24 protein-coding genes and 1 pseudogene are annotated in these 25,678 nt (G+C 60.4%); 22 read left to right on the forward strand and 3 right to left on the reverse strand.

Annotated features, from left to right (window positions below; genetic code table 11):
* Positions 1-56: 56 nt before the first annotated feature.
* A pseudogene (locus tag RWK44_RS27510) lies at positions 57-924 on the reverse strand (helix-turn-helix domain-containing protein).
* A gap of 99 nt (positions 925-1,023) precedes the next feature.
* Here RWK44_RS27510 and RWK44_RS27515 point away from each other — a divergent pair.
* The 9 genes from RWK44_RS27515 (at position 1,024) to RWK44_RS27555 (ending at position 10,734) form a co-directional block, all read left to right on the forward strand.
* Positions 1,024-2,340: an alpha-glucosidase/alpha-galactosidase gene (locus RWK44_RS27515; protein WP_316029674.1), complete on the forward strand. Its 1,317-nt coding sequence runs from the start codon at positions 1,024-1,026 to the stop codon at positions 2,338-2,340.
* Between the two features lie 187 nt (positions 2,341-2,527).
* Positions 2,528-3,322, forward strand: coding sequence for a DeoR/GlpR family DNA-binding transcription regulator (locus tag RWK44_RS27520; protein WP_003550733.1), 795 nt, complete (start codon positions 2,528-2,530; stop codon positions 3,320-3,322).
* Positions 3,319-4,278, forward strand: a complete 960-nt coding sequence (locus tag RWK44_RS27525; RefSeq protein WP_221945621.1) for an N-acetylglucosamine kinase — start codon at positions 3,319-3,321, stop codon at positions 4,276-4,278. Before RWK44_RS27520 ends, RWK44_RS27525 begins: the two co-directional genes overlap by 4 nt.
* A gap of 30 nt (positions 4,279-4,308) precedes the next feature.
* The gene (locus RWK44_RS27530) at positions 4,309-5,565 is read left to right on the forward strand and encodes an ABC transporter substrate-binding protein (RefSeq protein ID WP_316029675.1); all 1,257 of its coding nucleotides are present in this window, start codon (positions 4,309-4,311) and stop codon (positions 5,563-5,565) included.
* Entirely contained in the window at positions 5,562-6,479 is a 918-nt protein-coding gene (locus RWK44_RS27535) for a carbohydrate ABC transporter permease (RefSeq protein ID WP_131663468.1), read from the forward strand. The genes RWK44_RS27530 and RWK44_RS27535 overlap by 4 nt, the downstream gene beginning before the upstream one ends.
* A 23-nt stretch (positions 6,480-6,502) precedes the next feature.
* On the forward strand, positions 6,503-7,336 hold the full coding sequence (locus tag RWK44_RS27540) for a carbohydrate ABC transporter permease (protein ID WP_316029694.1): 834 nt from the start codon (positions 6,503-6,505) through the stop codon (positions 7,334-7,336).
* Between the two features lie 11 nt (positions 7,337-7,347).
* On the forward strand, positions 7,348-8,301 hold the full coding sequence (locus RWK44_RS27545; protein WP_316029676.1) for an SIS domain-containing protein: 954 nt from the start codon (positions 7,348-7,350) through the stop codon (positions 8,299-8,301).
* Positions 8,298-9,596, forward strand: a complete 1,299-nt coding sequence (locus tag RWK44_RS27550; RefSeq protein WP_316029677.1) for a D-tagatose-bisphosphate aldolase, class II, non-catalytic subunit — start codon at positions 8,298-8,300, stop codon at positions 9,594-9,596. Before RWK44_RS27545 ends, RWK44_RS27550 begins: the two co-directional genes overlap by 4 nt.
* A 67-nt stretch (positions 9,597-9,663) precedes the next feature.
* Positions 9,664-10,734: an ABC transporter ATP-binding protein gene (locus tag RWK44_RS27555; protein WP_316029695.1), complete on the forward strand. Its 1,071-nt coding sequence runs from the start codon at positions 9,664-9,666 to the stop codon at positions 10,732-10,734.
* A 93-nt stretch (positions 10,735-10,827) separates the two neighbouring features.
* On the opposite strand, the gene RWK44_RS27560 is transcribed toward RWK44_RS27555, so the two are convergent.
* The gene (locus tag RWK44_RS27560; protein ID WP_168267557.1) at positions 10,828-11,508 is read right to left on the reverse strand and encodes a redoxin domain-containing protein; all 681 of its coding nucleotides are present in this window, start codon (positions 11,506-11,508) and stop codon (positions 10,828-10,830) included.
* 235 nt (positions 11,509-11,743) lie between these two features.
* Between RWK44_RS27560 and RWK44_RS27565 the strand changes: the two genes are divergently transcribed.
* The 8 genes from RWK44_RS27565 to RWK44_RS27600 all read left to right on the forward strand — a co-directional run bounded on the left by RWK44_RS27565 (position 11,744) and on the right by RWK44_RS27600 (position 18,573).
* Positions 11,744-11,911, forward strand: coding sequence for a hypothetical protein (locus RWK44_RS27565; protein WP_020046963.1), 168 nt, complete (start codon positions 11,744-11,746; stop codon positions 11,909-11,911).
* 24 nt (positions 11,912-11,935) lie between these two features.
* Positions 11,936-12,400 carry an NUDIX domain-containing protein gene (locus RWK44_RS27570; protein WP_131663473.1) on the forward strand — a complete coding sequence of 155 codons (465 nt, stop codon included), beginning with the start codon at positions 11,936-11,938 and terminating at the stop codon, positions 12,398-12,400.
* Between the two features lie 171 nt (positions 12,401-12,571).
* The gene (locus RWK44_RS27575) at positions 12,572-12,853 is read left to right on the forward strand and encodes a hypothetical protein (protein WP_316029678.1); all 282 of its coding nucleotides are present in this window, start codon (positions 12,572-12,574) and stop codon (positions 12,851-12,853) included.
* A 272-nt stretch (positions 12,854-13,125) separates the two neighbouring features.
* Positions 13,126-13,992 carry a DMT family transporter gene (locus RWK44_RS27580; protein WP_131663475.1) on the forward strand — a complete coding sequence of 289 codons (867 nt, stop codon included), beginning with the start codon at positions 13,126-13,128 and terminating at the stop codon, positions 13,990-13,992.
* 165 nt (positions 13,993-14,157) lie between these two features.
* Positions 14,158-15,072 carry an ABC transporter permease gene (locus tag RWK44_RS27585; RefSeq protein WP_003550760.1) on the forward strand — a complete coding sequence of 305 codons (915 nt, stop codon included), beginning with the start codon at positions 14,158-14,160 and terminating at the stop codon, positions 15,070-15,072.
* Between the two features lie 3 nt (positions 15,073-15,075).
* Complete coding sequence (locus tag RWK44_RS27590; RefSeq protein WP_316029679.1) at positions 15,076-16,002, forward strand: ABC transporter permease; 927 nt, start codon at positions 15,076-15,078, stop codon at positions 16,000-16,002.
* Positions 15,995-17,629 carry an ABC transporter ATP-binding protein gene (locus RWK44_RS27595; RefSeq protein WP_222060926.1) on the forward strand — a complete coding sequence of 545 codons (1,635 nt, stop codon included), beginning with the start codon at positions 15,995-15,997 and terminating at the stop codon, positions 17,627-17,629. The genes RWK44_RS27590 and RWK44_RS27595 overlap by 8 nt, the downstream gene beginning before the upstream one ends.
* Entirely contained in the window at positions 17,626-18,573 is a 948-nt protein-coding gene (locus RWK44_RS27600) for a 2-hydroxyacid dehydrogenase (RefSeq protein ID WP_316029680.1), read from the forward strand. Before RWK44_RS27595 ends, RWK44_RS27600 begins: the two co-directional genes overlap by 4 nt.
* A gap of 27 nt (positions 18,574-18,600) precedes the next feature.
* Here the strand turns inward: RWK44_RS27600 and RWK44_RS27605 are convergent, their stop codons facing one another.
* Positions 18,601-19,320, reverse strand: coding sequence for a GntR family transcriptional regulator (locus RWK44_RS27605; protein WP_168281480.1), 720 nt, complete (start codon positions 19,318-19,320; stop codon positions 18,601-18,603).
* A gap of 143 nt (positions 19,321-19,463) precedes the next feature.
* Between RWK44_RS27605 and araD the strand changes: the two genes are divergently transcribed.
* The 5 genes from araD to RWK44_RS27630 are packed head-to-tail and all read left to right on the forward strand — an operon-like array spanning position 19,464 to position 25,629.
* Positions 19,464-21,200 (forward strand): L-arabinonate dehydratase, encoded by a 1,737-nt coding sequence (araD, locus tag RWK44_RS27610; RefSeq protein ID WP_316029681.1) that lies wholly within the window; start codon positions 19,464-19,466, stop codon positions 21,198-21,200.
* Positions 21,201-21,209: 9 nt separating this feature from the next.
* Positions 21,210-22,400 carry an L-talarate/galactarate dehydratase gene (locus RWK44_RS27615; RefSeq protein ID WP_168281482.1) on the forward strand — a complete coding sequence of 397 codons (1,191 nt, stop codon included), beginning with the start codon at positions 21,210-21,212 and terminating at the stop codon, positions 22,398-22,400.
* A gap of 22 nt (positions 22,401-22,422) precedes the next feature.
* Positions 22,423-23,133 carry a ribonuclease activity regulator RraA gene (locus RWK44_RS27620; RefSeq protein ID WP_020046973.1) on the forward strand — a complete coding sequence of 237 codons (711 nt, stop codon included), beginning with the start codon at positions 22,423-22,425 and terminating at the stop codon, positions 23,131-23,133.
* 60 nt (positions 23,134-23,193) lie between these two features.
* Positions 23,194-24,711 (forward strand): aldehyde dehydrogenase (NADP(+)), encoded by a 1,518-nt coding sequence (locus RWK44_RS27625; protein WP_316029682.1) that lies wholly within the window; start codon positions 23,194-23,196, stop codon positions 24,709-24,711.
* Between the two features lie 12 nt (positions 24,712-24,723).
* A complete protein-coding gene (locus tag RWK44_RS27630; RefSeq protein ID WP_020046975.1) occupies positions 24,724-25,629 on the forward strand; it encodes a 5-dehydro-4-deoxyglucarate dehydratase in 906 nt (301 codons plus the stop codon).
* The last annotated feature ends 49 nt before the right edge of the window (positions 25,630-25,678 follow it).

The following is a 25,678-nucleotide window of genomic DNA, read 5'->3' on the forward strand; positions in this document are numbered from 1 at the left end:
TCGGCAGCGGAGGCCAGGGTCAAAAGAGCGATCTCTCCTCGCCGGTTTGAATCCCATCAAGGCGCCGGAGTGTTCTTGGAGTTTACCGCTTCCCGGAAATGACGGGGGGTCGTACCGGTTCGCTCCTTGAAAATCTCGTAAAAGCGACTGCTGGAGCCAAACCCGCAGTCAAAACCGATCTGCAGGACCGGATCGTCCGTGTCCGTCAGCAGCTGCATCGCGCGGGCAATCCGATGTCGGGTCAGGTATTCGTTGACTGATATTCCCAAAACCTTTCGGAAAGCGCTGTTGGCGGTGCTTGGATGCATGCCCGCGAGTTTTGCGAGATCGGCTACGCTCACCGGATCAGCGTAGCGGGAATTGATGAGGTCGATCAGCAGCTCGACGTGGCGCACCGCGTGGCCGGCCAACGATGTCGGAGAGACATGTGTTGGCGAATTGTCGCTTTCAGCATTGTCCAGAATCAGACGTCGTATTCGCAGTCGCGCTTCCTCCACGACCAATTTCCGTCTGGCCGCACTGCCGCCCTGCCATTCCTTTTCCCATCGTGGGAGGGTCAAAGCATCCATCGTTTCCTGATTTCCCTGCGCCAGAAATCTCCCCTGCATGATCGACTGCCTTGCCTTTCTGTCCACCGGCAGACCCAGAAAATCGACAAGGGGAAGATAGAGGCATACGAGCGGCGCGTTTTCGGCAACAGCGATCGTCTGATGGGGAATCGCGGCCCAGAATAGAACTAGGCGGCCGGCCTCAACCTGTTCCCGCCTTCCATTGAAAATGGTAGGTCATCTGACCTGCCATCAGCAGGTTTAATTCAACGTGGTCGTGCCAATGCGGTGCGGCCATCGCATCAGCGATGTGACGCTCGATCAGGAACTCCCCTCGGGAGCCAATCCATTCGCCGCGGCTTTGGGTATGTTTCATGCGTCCAAGACTCGAATTCCGGAATTAATAGGCCGATGCCGGGAGGAAATTCTGACCTAGAAGGAGCACTAAGCAATCACAACCGATAGGGAGATTGCAATGCCGAAGATTTGCCTGGTAGGCGCTGGTAGCACCGTTTTTGCACAGAACATTCTGCGAGATGTCCTGTCCTCGCAGAGAGGCGGCGACTACGTCATCAGCCTCTTCGATATCGATCCAGAGCGACTGAAGACATCAGAGATCGTCGCTCGCCGGATCTGCGAGTCGCTTAAGCTTTCAAACGTCAGGATCGACGCCACGCTCGACCGGCGGGAAGCGCTGCGCGGTTCCGATTTCGTGATCCTCATGATGCAGGTCGGTGGCTACAAACCGGCGACCGTCACGGACTTCGACATTCCAAAAAAATATGGTTTGCGTCAGACGATCGCCGACACCCTTGGCATCGGCGGCATTTTCCGCGGTTTGCGGACGATACCAGTCCTTGAGGCGATCTGCCGAGACATGCAGGAGGTCTGCCCGCAGGCTCTTCTGATGCAGTACGTCAACCCGATGGCCATCAACTGCTGGGCGATCAAGGATCTGGCCCCGGAAATCCGCACCGTCGGCTTGTGTCACAGTGTGCAGCACACAGCCGGGCATCTCGCGCAATGCCTCGGCGAGGACATTGCCGACGTGAACTATGTTTCGGCTGGGATCAACCACGTCGCCTTCTTCCTGAAATATGAGAAAATTCATAGCGACGGACGGCGGGAAGACCTTTATCCGAGACTGAACGCTCTCGCCGCCGATGGCCGCGTTCCGCCGGACGATCGGGTGCGGTTCGATGTTCTCAAACGGCTCGGCCACTTCGTCACCGAATCCAGCGAGCATTTCTCCGAGTATACCTCCTGGTACATCAAGGAGGGACGAGGGGATCTGATCGATCAGCTCAATATTCCGTTGGACGAATACATCCGGCGCTGCGAGGTGCAGATCAAAGAGTGGCATGCCCTTCGCAAGGAACTGGAAGGCGACGAGCCGATCGAGGTGTGCCGCAGCAACGAATACGCGGCCGGCATCATTCACGCCGCGGTAACCGGCAACCCGGCGCTGATATACGGCAATGTCCCAAACAACGGCCTGATCGAGAATCTGCCCGATGAATGCATCGTGGAAGTGCCTTGCCATGTCGACAGAAACGGAATTCAGCCGGTCCGGGTCGGTCGGATCCCCTCTCAGCTTTCCGCCGTCATGAACTTGAGCGTTTCCGTTCAGCAGTTGACGGTCGAGGCGGCTCTTACAAAAAACCGCGAGCGCATCTACCAGGCCGCTCTGCTCGATCCGCATACGTCCGCGGAATTGTCGCCAGACCAAATCTGGAACCTTGTCGACGACCTGATCGTCGCACATGGCGATTTGCTGCCGAGATATCAGTGAGATCCCGCGGGTAAGCCAGCCACAAACGCATGGCAGTTCATTCGTTTAGACGCGCCGCGAATTCACGGCGCGTTTTTTCATTCCAGGGCCATCCAATTAATCAAAAAACGTCAGAAAATTGATTGACACTGATCATTTGAAATGGAATCATGATCGAAATTGGGATTGACCGTGAGGGAGGTTTTCGTTGAGCCAGGCAGTTGGAGTGAAGGTCGATCGACTGGATGCCATTCGCAGCCACCTCTACGCGAACGGCTTTTCGACCATTCAGGCGCTTGCCGATGCGATCGGAGCATCGCTTGCCACGGTTCGTAGAGACTTGCAGATCCTTGAGCAGGAGGGCGCCATTGATCGCGTGCATGGCGGAGCGCGCATTGCCGAAGGATCGTCGGTTGAGGTTGCATTTCAGGAGCGCGAAAAGCGCCATCTATCGGCCAAACGGGCGATTGCCACCGCGGCCTACGACCTGCTTCATCCGCGTACGGCAATCTTTCTCGACGCGGGAACCACCGTCCTGCAGCTTGCGCGCCTCGTTCGCATCAACCCCATGCCGCTCAGGATATTCACCAACGGCCTGACGGTGGCGCAGGAGTTTCTGAATATTCCGAATTTGGAAGTGGTGCTTCTCGGCGGTCAGCTGCGCAGCGAGAATGCGTCGCTTGTCGGACCTCAGGCGGAGGCAATGCTGGAAACATTATGGTTCGACCAGCTCTTTCTTGGCGCCAGCGCCATTAGCTCCGACGGTGCGATCTACAGCGTGGACAGTGCGGAAGCGAGCCTCAACCGGCGCATGCTGGCTCGGTCGGCCAATCGTTTCGTCCTGGCCGATTCCTCGAAATTCGGAACCACGGCGACCTACAAGGTCGCGCCGCTGGACACCGCGAAAGTCATCACCGATTCCGGGCTTTCGCGGCATTGGCGCGAGGAGCTTGTCAACTTCGGCGTCGACGCAACAATCGCGGATCTGAGGGCGAAAGAGTGAGCGACGCGCTGATCCTCGGCATCGACGGTGGCGGAAGCAAGGTGCTGGTTGCGCTTGCGGACAAGCGTGGCCGGATATTGCGGCGTTCCCGCGGCCATGGCGTCAATCCCATGGACAATCCGAATTGGCTCCATGAGCTGGAGCAGCATCTCCTTCCCTTTCGCGATGAAGGAAATCTGGCGGCCGTCGCCGCAGCGCTGCCCGCCTACGGCGAGGTTGAGCGCCTGTCGGCTCTACAGCGCGATGCGATCGAGCGCCTGTTCCCAAACGTCCACCGCCGCGTCCTCAACGATGTCGACGCGGCGCACCTCGGTGCTTTTGCGGGCCAGCCGGGCATCCTCATTCTTTCCGGCACGGGTTCAATGGCATGGGCGCGTAATTCCAAAGGCCAGTCGGCGCGGACCGGCGGCTGGGGAGATCTCATCGGTGACGAGGGCAGCAGCCATTGGATTGGGCGCAGGGCGCTCAATCTCGTCAGCCAGAGCTTAGATGGGCGTGCTCCGGCAACAGCCCTCGCAAAGGCCCTGTTTGACCACCTTGGCGTCGACCCGAACGATCCCATGAACGGGCTCGGCGATTGGGCCAGCTCCCTGGCGAACCCACGGGCGGACATTGCAGCAATTTCGACCCTGGTCGATCAGGTCGCACTTGGCGGCGATAAAGGGGCGGTCGGGTTGATCGAGCAGGGCGCCGATGAACTCGCGAAGCATTATGCGGCAATTGCCGGCCATTGTGATCCGAATGCCGACTGGACCTATGCCGGCGGTACTTTTTCGAGCCGGCTTCTTTTGGAGGCGCTTGAACGGCGAATTGGCAGGCCTCCGGCTTTGCCGAAACTTCCCCCGATTGGCGGCGCGCTCCTGGCTGCCGCCCAACTTCTCGACTGGCCGTTAGACGACGGCTGGTTCGGGCAAATCGTGGCCACGGCCGAAGGCGGTGACTGCGCATCCCAGTAATTGAGCTCAAGAATAATGAAGGATGGGAACATGCATAAATTGATCTTGCCTCTACTTGCATCGGCGGCCTTGGCAATCGCCGTACCCGCTCTGGGCCAGGACGCCAAGCCGCTTGCCGGTCAGTCGATCACGGTGCTCATGCCATCGCCGCAGGGACCGAACATCGCCTCTGACTTCGAGGCCGAAACCGGCATTCACGTCGACCTCCAGACCCTGTCGTGGGACGACATCCGCCCGAAGCTGGTGACGGCCTTGGTTGCCGGTACAGCGCCAGCGGATGTGACCGAATTCGATTGGTCCTGGACCGGTCAGTTCAGCGCGGCCGGTTGGTATATGCCGCTCAACGACGTGATCGACGCCGATACGGTGAAAGATATCGGCGTTGCCAAGATCTTCACGGTCGACGGCAAATTATTGGGAATACCCTACACCAACGACTTCCGGGTGATGCTCGTCAACAAGAAGCATTTCACGGATGCAGGCATTACCGAGATGCCGAAAACACTGGACGCACTGGTCGCCGCAGCCAAGAAGATCAAGGAAAAAGGCATTGTCGAGTATCCGATCGGCCTGCCGGTTTCAGCGACAGAAGGCGCGTCAACGAGCTGGTACCTGCTGACCAAGGCCTTCGGTGGCGAACTCTTCGACAAGGACTTCAATCCGCTCTTCACTTCGCCGGATTCGGCTGGTTACAAGGCGCTTGCTTTCGAATTGATGCTCCTCAAGGAAGGGCTGGTCGATCCGGCGTCTACCGGCCTGAAAGACAGCCAGATCAATGAGAGCATGTTCGGGCAGGGCATCACCAGCATCATGATCTCCGGTGAGCCCGGTCGTCTCGGCCAGATGAACGACCCGAAGCAGTCGAAAGTCGCCGGCCAGGTTGAAGCGATCCTCGTGCCGACGGCAAGCGGTGAAACACGCAGTTTCGGCCTTCCGGAAGCGCTGGCTATTCCAAACGTCTCTCCCAACAAGGAGGCGGCGATCGCTTTCGTCAAATGGTTCACCAGCAAGGACTTCCAGAAGAAGAATGCCGTGAACGGCTTCCTGCCGACCCGCACTTCGGCGCTTTCCGAACTCAACGAGTCCGGAAAGCTCAACAGCGGCGACGCTCTCGTGGCGCAGTCGAAGACGGTTGAGCCGCTGTTCCCGCAAGGCACGCCGCCTTGGTACCCGCAATTTTCCAGCGGCGTAAACACAGCGATCAATAGCGCTGCCAAGGGACAGATGAGCGTCGACCAGGCGATGGAAGCTATCGCTTCCGCCGCCAAGCAGGCAATGGCGCAATGACAGCTTGGGCGTCGGAAGAGGCCACGAGCAAACGTGGGGTCGGCTTCAACGCCGACGCCACGCTCGGCTTGCTGTTGGTGTCGCCCATCGTTCTCACGATGGCAGCTTTGGTCTTCTACCCCATGGGAAGAACCGTCTGGGACAGCCTGCACAGGGTCAACCCCATGCAGGCCGGCACGCCATTCGTCGGCCTGGAAAACTACAGCCGAATGCTTTCGGATGGCCAGCTCGCGACGACCTGGAGCAACACGCTGACATACGTTGTTCTGGCCGTCGTGGCCGAAACCGTGTTCGGCGTTCTTGCCGCCGCTCTCATCAATCAGATCAAGGTCGGGCGACAGTGGGTGCTCGCAGCGGTGATCTTGCCCTGGGCGCTGCCCGGCGTTGTGAATTCGGTCATTTGGCTTTGGATTTATCAACCGGGCGCGGGCCTGTTGAACGGCATCCTTTCGGCGCTCGGGCTCCCCTTCGAAAATCACGTCTGGTTCAACGATCGGACCAGCGCCATCGTCGCCGTAACGGTGGTCCATGTCTGGCGCATGATGCCTTTGACGATCGTCATCGTCCTTGCCGCGATGCAGAGCATCCCTGCTCATCTCTATGAGGCTGCACGGATCGATGGAGCCACGCGCGTTCAGATGTTCGGGTGGGTAACCCTTCCGCTGGTTCGCAGTGCGATCGCTGTCGCCATGACCAACGCAACCGTGAACGCTTTCAATCTCTTCGACGAGGCCTGGGTTCTGGCGGGCGCCAGCCTCGAGACCCGACCGGTGCTCGTCCAGATCTACCTCGAAACCTTCCAGAATCTCCGCTTCTCGTATGGCATGGCGCTATCGGTCGTGATCACTCTCGTGTCTCTGCTGATTTCGCTGGTCTATGTCCTTCGTGTCTACCGCAACACACGGTTCGACTGATGAAATCCACTATTGCCTATCGAATGATGATTTGGGCCGGCGTCGTCGTCCTGTTGATCTGGTCTTTAGGGCCGATCTACTGGACCATCGCCAGTTCGGTTACGCCCAGCGAAGACTTTTCAACCCGACCAATCAACTTCTTTCCGCAGCACTTTACGCTCGATCACTATTCGCGGCTGCTTGGCATCAATATTGCGCGGATCGGAGGTGTGGAGGTGTTCAAACAGTTCCGGGCCGCATTGCTCAACAGCGTGGTGACATCGATCGCCTCTACGCTGCTTTGCGTCGCGATATCCTCTCTTGGGGCTTACGCGTTCACCAGGCTTCAGTTTCCCGGCCGCAAAGCGCTTTTTGTCGCTGTCGTCGCGACCCTGGCCATTCCCGCCTACGCTGTCTTGATCCCGCTCTATCAGATCATGATCAAGCTGCATCTCGTCGATACCTATCTGGGCGTCTCGCTGATCTATGTCTCGGCCTTCCTGCCTCTGTCGCTCTGGCTGTTGCGGAGCGTGTTCGAAGCTCTTCCGATCGCACTGGAAGAGGCGGCGCAACTCGACGGAGCGGGCCGGCTCTACATCTTCTTCAACATCGTCCTGCCGCTGGCCGGACCGGGTCTGACGGCAGCGGCAATCCTTACATTTCTGGGCGCCTGGGGACAGTATCTCGTACCGCTCATTTTTTCGCCGCAGGCAACGAAGCCGCTAACGGTTCTAATTCCAGAATTTGTAACGAAGAACTTCATCGACTACGGCCTCATCACAGCGAGTGGCTCGATCGCGATCGTCATCCCCGCCCTCGTCGTCATTTTTCTCAACCGTTACCTCGTCAGCGGCCTGTTGGCTGGTTCCGTCAAATAATCGGAGACTTCATGAACACGACCGAAAAGGTTATTTTCGAGCAATTTCCCTATTGGGAGAAGGCCATTGGATTGAATTCAGCTATCGATAGCGCGGAGCCGCTCGTCTTCGTCGGCTGCGGCACGTCCTTCAATCTGGCGCTTGCTTTAGCGTCTTATTCGAATATGGCCGGACGCAGGGCAATCGCGGTCCCCGGCGCAGAGTGGCAAAACCGGCCGTCGGCTTTCTGGCCGGAGTGGCGCAACACGCACGTCGTTGCGCTTTCCCGCAGCGGCGAGACGACAGAAACAGTCGCCGCAGCAAAGGCAAGCCGCGCCGCCGGCGCCTTCGTGACGGCGATCACCGTCGAACCGGAAAGCTCTCTCGCGAAAAATTGCGATCGGATGGTCGCTGCCGAAACTCATCCCGACGAAGGTATCGTCATGACGGTATCGGCGAGCCTCATGGTCCTTCTCGGTTTGCAGATGATCGGGCAGAAGGTTCCTGCCTCCGCCGTGAATTCCGCCCGCCAGCTGGCGAGCGCTCTCGATGCGGCGCTTCCTGGAATGATCGCCGACCGGTCGCACTTCGTCTTTCTCGGTGGCGGGCCGCTCTTCGGCATCGCCTTGGAGGGAGCGCTCAAGCTCATGGAAATGAGCCAGATCATGACCCAGGCCTTCCACCCGCTGGAATACCGTCATGGGCCGATCAGCCTCGTTGACGCAAAGACGGTTGCGGTCATGCTGTACAGCTCCGACCAGAGGGAGGCGGAAACGAAACTGGTGGGAGAACTGAGAGAAAAGTGCGCGGTCGTCATCGGCGTGGGTGGTCCAGGCGATCTGGAACTCGCCGTCGATGTCGATCTGTCGCTTGCTGGTCTCGTTGTCCTTCCGGCGCTGCAGGTCCTCGGCGAACGCGCCGCGCAGGCTCGGCAAATCGACACGGTCTCTCCCCGTCACCTGACGAAGGTTGTAACGCTCGCATGACGTCGATCGAAGAGAACCGGCAGACCGCCCTGCGAAAGCTTTTCGGTGCCCGAAACCTGCCTTTTCCCCATGGCGTCACTTCGGTCTGCTCGGCGCATCCGCTGGTCATCGAGGCCGCGCTTCGGCGCGCCGGCATGGAGCGCCGGACGGTCCTCATCGAAGCCACCTGCAATCAAGTCAATCAGGAGGGCGGCTATACCGCGATGACGCCGGCGGACTTTCGCCGGTTCATCGAGGACATCGCCGCAGCGGCTGACTTTCCAGCCGAACGCATCATCCTGGGAGGCGATCACCTCGGCCCCAACCCCTGGAGAAAACTGGCGGCCGAGGAGGCAATGCTGCGCGCCGCGGCTATGGTGACGGCCTATGTCGAGGCAGGGTTCGAAAAGATTCACCTGGACGCGTCGATGGGCTGTGCCGGTGAACCAGCGGCGCTCGATGACGAATTGACTGCGGCGCGGGCCGCTCGATTGGCAAAGGCCGCTGAGGAGGCCGCTCTTCGTTCAGGCCGCCCTCCGCCGGTCTATATCATCGGAACCGAGGTGCCGCCTCCAGGTGGTGCAACGCACGCACTCGAAGACATCGAAATTACCCGGGCCGATGCGGCGATGAAAACGCTGGCGGCTCACCGGGCGTCGTTTGCCGAAGCAGGTTTGGCGTCGGCGATGGAGCGGGTCATTGGGATCGTGGTCCAGCCGGGCGTGGAATTTGGCAATACCGACGTGGCGCTCTACAAGCCTGAACGGGCCACGAGCCTCATTCGTTCGCTGGACGACATGCCGGGCTTGGTTTTCGAAGCACATTCCACCGACTACCAGCCGGCCGAAGCGCTATCTGCTCTCGTCGACGGCGGCTTTGCAATCCTCAAGGTCGGACCAGGGCTGACTTTCGCGCTGCGCGAAGCGCTCTACGGTCTCGATGCGATCGCTGATGTGCTTGCAGCGAGGGCGCCGCGAGCCGGACTGGTGAGGACCATGGAAAAAATCATGGTCGAACAACCGGCAAGCTGGGCGGCCCATTATGGCGGCAGTCCCGATGAGCAGCGACTGCAACGGCATTTCAGCTATAGTGATCGAATTCGCTATTACTGGCCGGATCCTCGCGCATCCGCCGCGGTCGGCGAATTGTTCAGCCGGCTCCCCGATGAAATTCCCGAAACTCTGATCAGCCAATATCTCGGCCGACTCTATTCCGACGTGGTGTCAAAGCGGGTCGCTCCGAAGGCCCGCGAACTCTGCCTTGCTGCGATCGACGCGGTACTGGCGCCTTATTCAGCCGCCACGGCAAGCCGATGAGCAATCGACAGCCGTGTCCAACGAGCGGCTGCGTCCCGAAGAAACCAACATTCAGCCGGAGAAAGTTATGGCGTCAGTAAGTGTGGCGAATGCTCGCAAGAGCTACGGTCACTTCGAAGTTCTGCATGGGGTGGATATTGATATCCAAGACGGCGAATTCGTAATCCTGGTCGGTCCCTCCGGGTGCGGGAAGTCGACATTGTTGCGGATGATCGCCGGCCTCGAAGAGATTTCAGCTGGCCGGATATCGATCGGCAGCAAGGTCGTGAACAATGTCGCGCCAAAGGAACGCGATATCGCGATGGTTTTTCAATCCTACGCGCTCTACCCCCATCTGACAGTCGAGGCGAATATGGGTTTTTCGCTGAAGCTGGCGAAAGCCCCAAAGGAACAGACCAGGCAACGTGTTCGAGAGGCCGCTGAAATTCTGGGGCTCGGGCATCTGCTCGACAGATATCCGAAAAACCTGTCGGGTGGCCAACGTCAACGTGTGGCGATGGGCCGTGCCATCGTTAGAAATCCGCAGGTCTTCCTGTTTGACGAACCATTGTCGAACCTGGACGCGAAGCTGCGTGTGCAGATGCGTTCGGAAATCAAGCAACTGCACCAGCGACTGAAGACAACGACCATTTACGTCACCCACGATCAGATCGAGGCCATGACGATGGCCGATCGGATTGTTGTGATGCGGGACGGCTTCGTCGAGCAGATAGGCTCGCCACTCGATCTCTACGACCGGCCGGCAAACCTCTTCGTTGCGGGCTTCATCGGTTCGCCGGCGATGAACCTTATTCGAAGCCAGGTCAGCACTTCAGGGCCGCTGGAGTTGATCGCGGACGGCGGAGGTAGGCTGCCACTACCCGAAGCAGCGCCATTGGAACGCGGTGCACAGCTCATCTACGGCATTCGCCCTGAGCATCTCACAATCGGACAAGGTCCCGTTGCCGTTGAGGTCGTTCTCGTCGAGCCCACCGGTGCTGAGATCCAGGTCACCACGAAGTTTGGTGAGGATCATCTTGTTGCGACGGTAAGAGAGCGCCTTGATCTCCGCGCCGGCGACCGGATCGTCATTGCCCCGGACCTCAGTAAACTGCATCTGTTCGACGCAAAAACCGAACAACGGTTGAAGTCTGTCTAACATGACTATTTTTTCGGACTGGCGGAACGTGGAGGTCAAACTAATGACAGGTCGGAGACGAGTTCGCCAACGCTGGCCAATGGTTGCTGAGAGTCAGCGTTCAAGGCTGCCGGCGGCGGCGATTATCTCCGCCGCAGTCGGGAAGATGCAAAGACTGTTCGGTCCGTCCAGCGCCTCAATTTGCGACCAGGCGATGGTGCCGTTCGCATTGACCAGGAAGTGCCCGACGAGCTGGGTGGCGTGGTTCGAGAAGATCGCCATATCGGCTTCATCAAGCTCGAAGCGGTCCTTGGCGTTGAGTATCGTATTGGCTTCCATCGGCTGTAGCACTTCGGGCAACTCCCCCGTGGGGTTGATGCGCGCCGCCTGGAACTGCGCCATCGTCGCGCTATAAGGCCATTCGGGCTGCTTGCTGCTCCCATCGGGCAGGAACTCCGCATGGGGCACACCATAGGCCCGATGTGTGTGGCAGTCGGGATCGCATAGCAGCGTTACTGGTGTCGGACGGTGGCGGAAATACAGGCGAGCGCGTTCTACCGGTGTGTTGATAACGGCCACGGTCTCCACTCCGGAGGCGCGCAGGGTGGGCTGTATGCCAGCAAGCTGTTCGACCTGGCGCCGACAGAACGGGCAGTGCAGCCCGCGAAAGAACCCGATCAGGAACGGGCGACCGCTCAAATCGGCGAATGAGACCGTTCCGTCGAAGTTGGCGGTGGCGAGTGCGAAGGCGGGGGCGGTTTCTCCTGGTTGCAGCGGGCGATTCTGGTCTCCCATGGAATAATTCCTTTGTCGTATGGTCCAGGTGGACGACCGAAATTTAACTATATCACTTGTCGCAAGGAGGCCCAGCGTTCGCTGCTAAGATCGCCGAATGTGATTCGGTAAGCCATTGCCGCTCCGACCGGCGTCGAAGCTGACCCTTTCATTGAGCCGCCTGCCGTCGTCGAGAGCTTGCCGGTATCGATAGCCGTACCTATCTTTATTTAGAGCAGGCTAATGGAGCAACGAGATGGCGGAACTTGAGGCTGATACTCCATTCGACTCGACGATCGAGATCATTCCTCCGGAAGACGCAAAAGAGCAGCCGGATAGTCGTGCATGCCTTTGCTGCAAGCGGCGGCGTCAGTGGATGGACGACGACGGGTGCGGCATCTGTGAGGAGTGCCTGGCCTCGTGATCGATACAAGAAGGGCACAACGCGATGGTCATTCGCAGCGCCGGACTTCTCATCCACCGGCGCATTTGCAAGGACTACGAAGTCCTTCTCGTCCATCCGGGCGGTCCTTTCTGGGCTAGGAAAGATGAGGCTGCATGGTCGATCCCCAAGGGGCTGATCGAGACCGGCGAAGATGAGCTCGCGGCGGCAATCAGGGAGACTGCCGAGGAGCTGGGTGTCGCAGTCGATGGCAGGTTCACACCGCTGGGCGAATACCGACAACCAGGCGGTAAGATAGTCGTCGCGTGGTCGATCGAAGCCGATCCGGTACTGGACGTGAACGCGATACGGAGTTCCAAATTTGAAATAGAATGGCCACCACGGTCAGGCCGGCTAAAGAGCTTTCCAGAGGTCGATCGCGCGGGTTGGTTTTCCCTACGCGAAGCGGCCATAAAGCTGTTGAAAGGGCAGCGACCGATGCTTGCCGACCTCCTGACGCATCTGGAATGATAGGCCCGAATTATTGATTGAGCCGCGCCATTTCGCTGCACCCATGCATGACGTGCGCGGCAGCCATGAGTTGCTTCTGAAGACAGCCGTCCTATCTGACAGTCACCGCCATATGACTGAAATCGAGAAATCGAGCTGCGATCCGCCTTGAGCACGCGCGAGGAGACAATCATGAACGGCATTTCCAAAACCCTGAACGACATGACGCTTGTCGAACGCTCGAGCCTGCTCGACACCGTCGCCGATGCCTTGGAAGCATCGGCCGAGGAGGCGGAAGGTGAGGGCGACACCCGCTTCGTCGCCAACTCCATCTGCGTCGCCAATACGATTCGCGGACTATCCGGGGACATGACGCCCCGCGATCTGCAGGCGGCCGAGTTGCTCCTTGAGCAGGGCATCATGCTGGTCCACCAGTTCTCGAACCGGGCGAAGACGAACGGAATGATCCACTAACAGTGAGCGAGGCGCTCCCGTCAGCAATGCGCTCTGTCAGTGTGGACGGCGGCTGAAGGATTGAGATAAAGCCGTTGATCCGTACCGGGGAATAGCGGATGCCGCCGGCCCCTGGCGAGAACGAGTAGTCTCCGTTGCGGCAAACCGCGGGAGCGGGAGATTAGCAGACACGCCAGGAAGGCTTTATTTCCAATGGATCTCCGGTTCAATGCGCTGCCGTGTCGAGTGGCCGATATAGCAGGGTTCACCTTTGTTCGGTCAGGAGAAGCGTAATGCAGCCTGGTCGCACAGGCCTTGCTGTCTGCTTGATGGTGGCTGCCGCTTTCTTAAATAGTCTCGACGCGGTCATCGTTCGTTTGCTGGCCGGCGACGTGCATCCATTGATGATCGGCTTTTTCCGGTCATTTTTCGGGCTCCTTGTCGTCACGCCCTGGATCGTGTCACGCGTCGACCTGAAATCCTCTCCCTATCGTGTTCTGCATGTCGTGCGTGCGGGTCTGAAGCTTGCCTCACTGGTTGCTTTGTTCGTCGCCTTTGCGCACGCGCCACTCGCCGATGCCACGGCGGTCAATTTCACCATGCCGATGTTTCTCGTTCTCGGTGCGTGGCTGGTACTCAAGGAACATGTCGGCATCTCCAGCGTGGCCGGCATTGTCGCAGGTTTTATCGGCGTCATGATCATCATTCGCCCCGGAGCGTCCGGTTTCGACCAATGGCTGCTTTTTGCACTGGCAGGAGCGGTCTTGACGGCGGCCAGCCAATTGATGCTGCGGCGGATGGCATTGAGGGATAGTGCCGACCGGCTGGTTGCATGGAATCTGATAGCGACGGTGCCGCTAGGCCTGATCATCATGCTGCCGGTCTGGTCAATGCCGACCTGGAACCAACTCGCACTGCTTGCCCTGCAAGGGGCACTCGGCGCTCTCAACATGACGCTGATCACGCGCGCCTTCGGCATGGCGGCCGCGAGCGTCCTGGCACCGCTCGACTTTCTCCGACTGCCCGTCGTGGCCCTTATGGCCTTCTCATTTTTCTCGGAAGTTCCGGCCGCACAGACGTGGATCGGCGCGGCGGTGATCATCGGCGCGGCCATTGTCGGAACCCGCGGCATGACATGGCGACGCAAACCGCCGCGATAAGCCCTGATCATTTTTGGGGTTCACAAAAATTTTAGATGCACTAATATTTCAGTTATAACGCCGGTCGTCGAGCCGTGCCTGTTGCCGGAGGGGTATTACAGGCAGCACAGACGAAGACGAAACCGGACATCACGAACCCCATGGGGTTCACTCGGGAGGAGTGGCATGAAGAGTTTCATCGGCAAACGCGCGATCGCCAGTGGCGTATCGCTCGTGGTGCTTATCGTCATCGTGTTCTTCCTGTCCCGGCTGACGGGCGATCCGACCGACCTCTACCTGCCGATCGATGCGACCACCGAAATGCGCCAGCAATTCCGTGAGATGAACGGTTTCAACGATCCGTTGATCATCCAGTTCGGCCGTTATGTTTCGGATCTCGCCCAGGGCAATTTCGGTCAGTCACTGCGACAGGCCCGTCCGGCCATGGATGTCGTGCTGGAGGCTTTCGTCTGGACCTTCTGGCTGGCTGTCATCACCATGGCGCTGGTCACGGTCGCCGCGATCGTCATCGGTTCGCTCGCGGCGTTTCGCGTCGGCGGCGTCTTCGACCGTCTCGCCACTTTCTTCTCGCTGATCGGCGCTGCGGCGCCGGACTTCTGGCTGGCCATCGTGGCGATCGTCATTTTCGCCGTCAAACTGCATGTTCTGCCGACATCGGGAACGGGAACTTTCTGGCACTGGGTCCTGCCGGTCAGCGTGCTGTTCATCCGGCCTTTCGGCCTGATCCTGCAGGTGGTCCGCGGCTCGATGATCAGCGTTCTGTCTTCCGCCTATGTGAAGACGGCCCGCGCCAAGGGGGTCCGCTCGAACTCAATCATCTTCATTCACGGACTGCGCAACGCCATGCTGCCGGTGATCACCGTCATCGGCGACCAGGCGGCCGCCATCCTGAACGGTGCCGTCGTCGTCGAGACGGTGTTTGGTTTTCCTGGTATCGGCAAGCTGATGATCGATTCCATTTTGCTTCGCGATTTCGCCGTCGTGCTGGCCGTCATCATGGTCTCGGCACTGGCGATCTTCATCATGAACCTGTTGATCGACATCGCCTATGCGCTGCTCGATCCGCGCATCCGGTATTGAGCGATGACGATGGCCGACACACAAATCCTCGCCGAGAAAAAACCAAGCGGCCCGATCGGGCGCTGGCTGACGATGCTGTGGGCGGACAAGCTCGCTTTTTTCGCGGCTCTGTTCCTCTTGATCGTTCTGCTCTGCGCGCTGTTTGGCCCGTTCCTGCTGGAGGCCATCGCCACCAAGCAGAACCTGCGGGGCCGCAACGCACCGCCGTTCGATATCACCCGCGGATTGCTTTATGTCCTCGGCGCCGATGCGCTCGGCAGGCCGCTTCTTGCCCGCGTCATCGTGGCGGCGCAAAACACCATCCTGGTGGCCGCGGCAGCCGTGCTCGCATCATCCGTCGTTGGTACGGCGCTCGGTCTGGTGGCAGGTTACAGCCGCTCTTCTGCTGCTCAATGGATCATGCGCCTCGGCGACGTCATCATGTCCTTTCCGTCGCTGCTTCTGGCGGTGATCGTGCTCTACATGCTCGAGCCCTCGGTCACCAATATCGTCCTCGTCCTGGCGATCACCCGCATTCCCATCTATCTGCGCACCACGCGCGCCGAAGTGCTGGAAGTGCGCGAGCGGATGTTCGTGCAGGCGGCGAAGGTCATGGGAGCATCGTATTGGCGCATTGTCTTCCATCACATCCAGCCGGTGATCTTCCCAACGCTGGTGACCATCGCAACGCTGGATTTCGCTTTCGTCATGCTGGCGGAGTCCTCCCTGTCATTCCTGGGCATCGGCATTCAGGCGCCGGAGATCACCTGGGGCCTCATGGTTGCTCAAGGACGACCCTATCTCACCAATGCCTGGTGGCTTTCCTTCTGGCCGGGCCTTGCAATCATCCTGACGACGCTGTCGCTGAACCTTTTGTCGAATTGGCTGCGCATCGCGCTCGATCCGACGCAACGCTGGCGCCTTGAAATGAGGGGCAGGAAAAATGGCTGAACATCTTTTGGAAGTGCGTGACCTCTCGGTCGAGTTTCACACCGCCAGCGGGACCGTCAAGGCGGTGCAGGATGTCAGCTGGCATCTCGATCGCGGCGAGACGTTGGCGATCCTTGGGGAAAGCGGTTCAGGCAAATCCGTGTCGGCCTCGGCGGTCATGAATCTGATCGACATGCCGCCCGGTAAGATCACCAGCGGCGCCATTCTCCTCAACGGGCGCGACATGCTGAAAATGACGCCCGAGGAGCGGCGCTCGATCAACGGTGCCAAGATCGCCATGATCTTTCAGGACCCGCTCGCCCACCTCAATCCGGTCTATCCGGTCGGCTGGCAAATCACCGAGATGATGACGACGCATGGCCAGTCGGCGGAGCGCGCCGGCGCGAGGGCGCTCGAATTGATCAGACGCGTCGGCATAACCGATCCTCAGGCGGCGATGCGAAAATATCCGTTCCAGTTCTCCGGCGGACAGCGGCAGCGCCTGATGATCGCCATGGCGATCGCCTGCAAGCCCGATATCCTGATCGCGGATGAACCCACCACCGCGCTTGATGTGACGGTGCAGGCGCAGGTGCTGGAACTTCTGCAGGAGTTGCAGCAGGAAACCGGCATGGGCCTGTTGCTGATCACCCACGACTTGGGCGTCGTTGCCGAGATCGCCGACCGGGTCGTGGTGATGAATTCCGGCTGCGTGGTCGAAACCGGCAATGCGGCCGAAGTCTATCGCAACCCGCAGAACGCCTATACGAAGAAGCTGATTGCTGCCGCACCGGGGAAGGGTGCGATGGCGCAAGAGCGTGACCGACAGGGCGAACCGCTGCTGCGCGCCATCGGCTTGAAAAAGAGTTTCGGTGCATTCCAGGCGCTGAAGGGCGTGGACTTCGTCATCATGCCCGGCGAGACGGTTGCCGTTGTCGGCGAGAGCGGTTCCGGCAAGTCAACCCTTGCCCGGGCGATCGTTCGCCTCGATGATCCGCAGGAGGGCCAGGTTCTCTACCGCGGCAACGATCTGCTTGCGATGACCCCGAGGGAAATATTCGGGCTGCGTCGCGATTTGCAGATGGTCTTTCAGGACCCGACCCAGTCACTGAACCCGCGGATGAGCGTATTCCGGTTGATTTCCGAAGCTTGGGTCATTCACCCGGATATCCTGCCGAAAGCGAGATGGAAGGAAAGAGTGGCCGAGCTGCTGGTCAAGGTTGGCCTGAAACCGGATATGGCCGACCGGTATCCACATCAGTTTTCCGGCGGCCAGCGCCAGCGCATCGCGATTGCCCGGGCGCTGGCGATGGAGCCGAAACTGATCATCTGCGACGAGGCGGTTTCGGCACTCGACGTGTCGATCCAGGCGCAGGTGATCGCCTTGCTTGAGGGCCTGCGTCGCGAATTCGGCCTTTCCTACCTCTTCATCGCACACGACCTGCCGGTGGTTCGCGATTTTGCCGATCGCGTCATCGTCATGAAGGCCGGCGAGATTGTCGAGGAGGGGCCGGTCGAACAGATCTTCAACGCGCCATCCCACCCCTACACGCAGGCGCTTCTTGCCGCGAGCCTCGATCCCGATCCCGAGATCCAGGCCACCCGACGCGCCGCCCGCCAACGACAGGAAGGACTCGTTTCCGCATGAAGCCCGATGTTATCGTCGCCTATCCGCTCCGGCCCCATCAGATGGCGATGCTCGAGGAAAGCTACACGCTGCACCGGCTCGATCTTGTCAAAGGCGAAGAGCGGGATGCTCTCTTGCGGCAAGCCGGCCCGGTCTCTTCCGCATTGGTCTGCAACGGCCATGTGACCATCGACGAAGCCCTGCTTTCGAAATTGCCGGCATTAAAGCTCGCCGCCTGTTCCTCGGCTGGCTACGACCAGATGGATGTCGAGGCGATGACACGGCGCGGCATCAAGCTCACCAACACATCCGAAGTGCTGTGCGATGACGTTGCTGATATGGCACTGCTTCTGCTGCTTGCGGCACGTCGGCGCCTGCCGGAAGGCGATCGCTATGTGCGCTCCGGCGACTGGGGTCAGAAAGGGATGATGCCGCTGACGACATCGACCTCGGGCAAGAAGGCCGGGATCGTCGGCCTCGGCCGCATAGGGATGGCCATTGCCAAGCGATGCGAAGCTGTCGGACTGACGGTCGGCTATTACGGCAGGACGAAGAAAGAAGGCAACGATTTTGCCTATTTCGACACGCCGGTAAAACTGGCGGACTGGGCCGATATCCTAATAGTCGCGACACCGGGCGGCCCCTCGACCGAGGGGTTGATTTCGGCGGACGTGCTGAATGCGCTCGGACCGACCGGCAGCTTCATCAACATTGCCCGCGGCACCGTGGTCGACGAGCCGGCCTTGATCAAGGCCTTGCAGGAAAGGCGGATCGCCTCGGCCGGCATCGATGTCTACCTCAACGAACCCAATCCCGATCCGCGCTTCGCAGCGCTCGACAACGTCGTGCTCTATCCCCACCATGCCAGCGGTACCGAGGAAACGCGCGACAGGATGGCGCAATTGACGGTCGACAACCTTGCCGCCTTCTTCGCAGGCAGGCCGCTGCTGACGCCGGTCAATTGACTCCGGCAAAACCCGCGGCGCGGCAGATCAGACGAAGTAGTCCGGGAACTCCTTCCGCAGGTCTTCCACTTTTGCGACGGTGCGGCTGAGATGCTCGCGGATCGCGTCGACGGCACCCTGTTCGTTGCGCGCGGCGATCGCATCGATAATGGCGTGATGCCCATCGAGAATGCTGACGATCTTGCCCTTCTCGGGCAGATGCAGGCGACGAATACGCTCGAGATGGCCGGAGCGCTCGCGTATCAATTGGTGGAGGCTGCTGCGCTTGGCGCCTGCGAACAATGTCTGGTGAAAGAGCTCGTCGAGCTCCTGGAAGATCGCGATCTGATCGGCGTCGTCGGCGACTGCCGCCTGCATCTTGATGATCGACCGGGCGCGGGTAATGACGCTCGGATCCTGGTCCGGATCGGTTGCGAGGCGGCGGCAAACCTCCGTTTCCAGTGCAACGCGGAGGAAATGCGCCTCGTAAATCTGCAGGACGTCGATCCTGGTCACCACAGTGCGGGACTGCGGATAAATGCGAACCAGACCCTCCTGTTTGAGAAGCTGCAATGCGTCACGGATGGGAGTCTGGCTGACTTCATAAGTCTCGGTGAGCTCGGTGCGCGACAGCGTGGTGTCCGGCGGCAACTGAATGGTGATGATGCGCTTGCGCAGATCATCATAGACTCGCTGGACGGTACTGCCAGCGACGACCGGGAAGCCGGGCGCGGTCAGGCCGAATGTAGAGGCGAACTGGGAATTCATGTGAGGCGTCCTTTTCGACTCCATTCATAGCTTTGCACGACCTAATGCACAAGAACGCAAACTTTCCATTGATATATATGTCAAACTAAAATATCAGTTGGTGCAAACGCTGAAATAAGCAAGCGAAAAGGTGGGAGAAGGCCGTGACCGCGAGGAAAACCTACGAGCAATTGCGGTCCGCCCGATGGATGCTGCCGGATGATCAGCGCTCGTTCGGCCATCGGTCGCGGACCATGCAGATGGGTTACGCGCCGGAGGATTGGCAGGGAAAGCCGATCATTGCCGTGATCAACACCTGGTCCGACGCGCAGCCGTGCCACATGCATTTCCGTGAACGCGCCGAATGGGTGAAGCGGGGAATTCTTCAGTCGGGTGGGTTCCCCATGGAACTGCCCGCTCTTTCCCTTTCCGAAAACTTCGTCAAGCCGACGACGATGCTCTATCGCAATATGCTGGCGATGGAGACCGAGGAACTGTTGCGGAGCCATCCTGTCGATGGCGCCGTTCTGATGGGTGGCTGCGACAAGACGACACCAGGCCTTGTCATGGGCGCAGTCAGCATGGGCATTCCCTTCATTTATCTGCCGGCCGGCCCGATGCTTCGCGGTTACTATGCCGGCAAGACGCTGGGCTCCGGTACCGACGGCTTCAAATATTGGGACGAGCGCCGCGCCGGCATGATCACCCAGGAGGAGTGGCAGGGCATCGAAGGCGGAATCGCCCGCAGTTACGGCCATTGCATGACCATGGGCACGGCATCCACGATGACGGCGATCGCCGAGGCTATGGGATTGACGCTGCCGGGCGCATCCTCGATCCCGGCAGCCGACGCCAACCACCAGCGCATGTCGGCGGCCTGCGGCCGCCGCATCGTCGATATGGTTTGGGAGGATCTGACGCCGGACCAGATCATCACGCCCGCTGCCGTCGACAACGCAGTCACGGTCGCAATGGCGACCGGCTGCTCCACCAATGCGATCATTCACCTGATCGCCATGGCGCGGCGCGCCGGCGTCCCGCTGGAGCTTGATGATCTCGATCTTATCGGTCGCACGACGCCGGTTCTCGCCAACATCCGGCCTTCCGGTTCGACCTACCTGATGGAGGATTTCTTTTATGCGGGTGGCCTGCGCGCCCTGATGAAGCAGCTCGGCGACAAGCTCGATCCCACCGCGATCACCGTGACGGGCAAACCCTTGGTGGATGGTCTGGACCAGGTGAAGATCTACAATGACGACGTTATCCGGCCATTGTCGAACCCTGTCTATCACGAAGGTTCGCTGGCCGTGCTCAAGGGGAACCTGTGTCCGGACGGCGCGGTCATCAAACCGGCGGCCTGCGACCCGAAATTCCATCGCCATTGCGGCCCGGCGCTGGTCGCCGACAGCTATGCGGAGATGAAGAAGATCATCGATGATCCAGACTATCCGCTGACGCCGGACACCGTTCTCGTTCTCCGCAATGCCGGCCCCCAGGGCGGACCGGGCATGCCGGAATGGGGCATGATCCCGATGCCGAAGGCGCTGTTGAAGCTCGGCCTGCGCGACATGGTGCGGATCTCGGACGCCCGCATGTCCGGAACCAGTTTCGGTGCCTGCGTGCTGCATGTCGCACCGGAATCTTATGTTGGCGGGCCTTTGGCGCTGCTGAGAACGGGGGACATGGTCGAGCTTGATATTGCGGCACGCAGCCTCAATATGCTGGTTTCCGAAGAAGAGATCACAGCGCGGCGGGCCGCCTGGGCGGCGCCGACGCGGCACTATGAGCGCGGCTACGGCTTTATGTTCTCCGGCCATATCGAGCAGGCCGACAAAGGCTGCGACTTTGATTTCCTGACGACGCAATTCGGTGGCAAGACGCCGGAACCGGCTATCAACTGAGGCACCACGATGTTTGATCCCGATCGACGTACGATTCCCGCACAGCCCCCCAAGGCTGGCTTCGCTGCCGGTCCGTCCAAGTTGGACGCCATCCGGTCAGTCACCCTGTCGCTCGTTTACCTGCCTTTGGCGCGGCCGATTAGCGATGCCAAGGTGTTGACGGGCCGGCAGAAGCCGCTGACCCAGGTGGCCTTTCTGTTTTGCGAGATCGTCTCCGAGGCCGGCCATAGCGGTCTCGGTTTCAGTTACTCGAAGCGGGCAGGCGGACCTGCCCTTTATGCACATGCCTGCGAGCTTGCGGACAACCTGATCGGCGAAGACCCCAACGACACCGCGCGCATCTGGGACAAGCTCTGCTGGGCCGGAGCCTCGGTCGGCCGCTCCGGCATCGCAACGCAGGCAATCGCCGCCATCGACATCTGCCTCTGGGACCTGAAGGCGAAACGCGCCGGCCTGCCGCTTGCAAAACTGCTTGGCGCCCATCGCGACAGTGTCGCCTGCTATAACACCTCCGGCGGCTTCCTGTCATCGAGCGTCGAGGAAATCCGCGATGCCATCGACCACTCGATCGCCTCAGGTATCGGCGGCATCAAGATCAAGGTCGGACAGCCGGACCCGATGATCGACCTTCGCCGGCTTGATGCGGTGACCAGCCATATCGATGGCCGTGTCCCGCTGATGGTCGATGCAAACCAGCAATGGGACCGCACGACGGCCTTGCGCTTCGGCCGGCTGGTCGAACCGCTCAACCTCGAATGGATCGAAGAGCCGCTCGATGCCTATGACGCCGAGGGCCATGCGGCACTGGCGCGGGAACTTGCCACGCCGATCGCCACCGGCGAAATGCTGGCAAGCGTCGACGAGCACATGGCGCTGATCCGGGCCGATGCGGTCGACTTCATTCAGCCGGATGCGCCGCGTGTCGGCGGCATCACGCCCTTTCTGCGCATCTGCACGCACGCCGAGGTGAAACGCATGCGCCTGGCCCCGCATTTCGCCATGGAAATCCATCTGCATCTGGCCGCCGCCTATGCGCACGAGCCGTGGGTCGAGCATTTCGATTGGCTGGCGCCCCTGTTTAACGAACAACTCGAGATCAAGGACGGCCGGATGATCGTGCCGGCACGTCCGGGGCTCGGCTGCAGCCTGACGGGCAAGGCGCGTGATTGGACTGTGGAAACCCGCAGCTTCGGCGCCTGAACGAGAACGAGGAGGAGGAAATATGAACCCCGCAACCCGTGAAAAGCTGATGGGTGTCTCCGTCGCGACGCTCTGCTCGGCCCTGTTCAAGCGCGGCTTGAGAAACCAGACGATCCAGGATGTTCGGCCGGTCCAGCCGAAGGGCCGCAATATGGTCGGACCGGCCTTCACGCTGCGCTACATGCCGGCGCGCGAGGACCGCAACGCGATGAACGTCTTTCGCAACCCTAAACATCCGCAACGGCTTGCGATCGAGACTTGCCCGGAAGGCGCTGTTCTGGTGATGGACAGCCGCAAGGATCCGCGCGCAGCCTCTGCCGGCGACATCCTGATTACCCGCCTGATGATGCGCGGCGGCGCCGGCGTCGTCACCGATGGCGGTTTCCGGGACGCCATGACGATCGGCGGCCTCGATATCCCCGCCTATCACCACCGTCCCTCCAGCCCGACGAACCTGACGTTGCACGAGGCGATCGACATCAATGTGCCGATAGGCTGTGGCGATGTGGCGGTCTTCCCAGGCGACATCATGGTCGGCGACGACGACAGCGTGATTGTCATCCCAGCCGAGATCGCCGACGAGATCGCCGATGAAGCAGTCGAGATGACCGCTTACGAGGATTTCGTGACAGAACGCGTCAAGCAAGGTCATACGATCATTGGCCTTTACCCGGCCACCGACGAAAGCAATCTGACGCTCTTTGCCGAATGGCGGAAGGTGAATGGCCGCTAACGCGGCGCATCTTGAACAACGGAATCAGGACGGAGCAAGGCTCCGCCGAGGAGAATCGCAATGAACTGGACCCCTTCAGGCAGGCATTTCATCGCCGGCGATTGGATTGCCGGAACGACGACATTTCGGTCCGAGCCGGCGCATGGGCAGGCACATGACTTCGCTGTCGGCACAACGGAACTGGTCGACCGCGCCTGCCGCGCTGCTGAAGCTGCCTTTGCAGCATTTTCGGCAACGACACGCGAGGAGCGCGCCATTTTCCTCGAGGCAATCGCCGAGGAGATCGACAAGCGTGGCGAGGCCGTTACCCTCATCGGAACGCAGGAAACCGGACTTCCAGAGGGCCGGCTCAACGGCGAACGTGCTCGTACCACCGGCCAACTCAGATTGTTTGCCGAGCATATCCGCAAGGGCGCGCATCTCGACGCGCGCATCGATGCGGCGCAACCGGACCGGCAACCGGCACCGCGCCCCGAGATCCGCCTGGTGCAACGGCCGATCGGCCCCGTCGCCGTCTTCGGCGCTTCGAATTTTCCGCTGGCGTTCTCGACCGCCGGCGGCGATACGGCAGCCGCGCTTGCGGCGGGCTGCCCGATCGTGGTGAAGGGACATTCAGCCCATCCCGGCACCGGAGAAATCATCGCCGAGGCGATCGCCGCTGCTAGCGAACGCACCCGAATGCCGGCCGGCGTCTTCAGTCTGATCCAGGGCGGCCGCCGTGATGTCGGAACGGCTTTGGTGACCCATCCGGTCATCAAAGCCGTTGGCTTTACCGGCTCGCTTGCCGGCGGGCGGGCGCTCTTTGACCTTTGCGCCCAGCGCCCTGAGCCGATCCCGTTTTTCGGCGAATTGGGCAGCGTTAATCCGATGTTCCTGCTGCCGGCCGCTACCGCTGCCCGGGCGGAGGCGATCGGTTCAGGCTGGGCCGGTTCCCTGACGCTTGGTGCCGGCCAGTTCTGCACCAAACCCGGTATCGCCGTCGTCGTCGACGGACCGGAGGCGGACAAATTCATTAGTGCCGCCAAGGCGGCTCTTGAAAAGGTGGCGCCGCAGACGATGCTGACCAAAGGCATCGCCACGGCCTATCACGACGGCGTGGACCGCCTGCGGGCAAGCAATGCCGTCGCGCCGGTTCTCGCTGCAGAGAGTGCCGGCCGCGACGCAGCGCCGAACCTGTTTGAGACCAACGGCTCGGCCTGGCTTGCCGATCACTCGCTCAGCGAAGAAGTATTCGGTCCTCTCGGCCTCGTCGTGCGCGTCGGCTCTCCTGAAAAGATGCTCGCCCTTGCCGAAAGCTTCCAGGGACAGTTGACCGCGACGATCCATATGGACGACGCCGACCTTCGCCTTGCCCGCGACCTGCTGCCAATCCTCGAACGGAAGGCGGGCAGAGTGCTGGTCAACGGCTTCCCAACCGGTGTCGAGGTTGTCGATTCCATGGTGCATGGCGGACCCTACCCGGCCTCGACCAACTTCGGCGCGACCAGCGTCGGGACCATGTCGATCCGCAGGTTTCTGCGACCCGTCGCCTACCAGAATTTCCCCGCGGACCTGTTGCCCCAAGACCTGCGCAATTGAAGGAGTGCCAAATTGATTGCCCCGACTGAACTTCGCGAGATCATTCGCAACGGCCTGCTGTCCTTCCCTGTCACGCCTTTTGATGCCGAAGACCGGTTTGCCGCCAAGCCATTTTCAGCGCATCTGGAATGGCTGTCATCCTACCCCGTTGCCGGCCTGATCGTTGCCGGCGGCACCGGCGAGCTGTTTTCGCTGACGCCGGGTGAGGTGGTTGAGGTGGTAAAGGCCGCCCGCGCCGTATCCGGCGATGCGCCCGTTATTGCCGGATGCGGCTACGGCACGCGGATTGCCTGCGACATGGCGCGCGACATCGAGGCGGCCGGTGGGGACGGCATTCTTCTGCTGCCGCATTACCTGACCGAGGCGCCGGCAGATGGCATTGCCGCGCGTGTACGGGCCGTTTGCAAGGCCACCAATATGGGTGTCATCGTTTATAATCGTGGCCAGGCGCGGGTTTCGGCCGAGCAGCTTGCTCAGCTTGCCGACGAATGCCCAAATCTGATCGGCTTCAAGGATGGAACCGGCGACATCGATACGGTGCGCCGTGTCACGATCGCGCTCGGGGACCGCCTTTCCTATATTGGCGGCATGCCGACACACGAACTGTTTGCTCAAGCCTATCGCGGAGCCGGCATGCCGACCTATTCCTCGGCGGTCTTCAATTTCGTGCCTGAAACGGCACTGAGATTCCACAAGGCGTTCCTCGCCGGTGAAGACGCGGCCTGTGAGCAGATGCTGCGCGATTTCTACTATCCCTTTGCCCGCATCCGCGATCGCAAGGCCGGTTATGCTGTTTCTGCGGTCAAGGCAGGCGTGCGTTTGCGCGGCTTTGATGCCGGTCCGGTGCGGGCGCCGCTGACGGATCTTACCGACGAGGAAGTCGAGATGATGCGCGAACTGATCGCTTCGGCCGGGTAAAATTTCGCGCCTGCCGAGTGGATGCCGGAGCACCGGAAAACGGGACACA

The organism is Rhizobium sp. 25PS6, assembly GCF_032464655.1.
Lineage (GTDB): Bacteria > Pseudomonadota > Alphaproteobacteria > Rhizobiales > Rhizobiaceae > Rhizobium > Rhizobium laguerreae.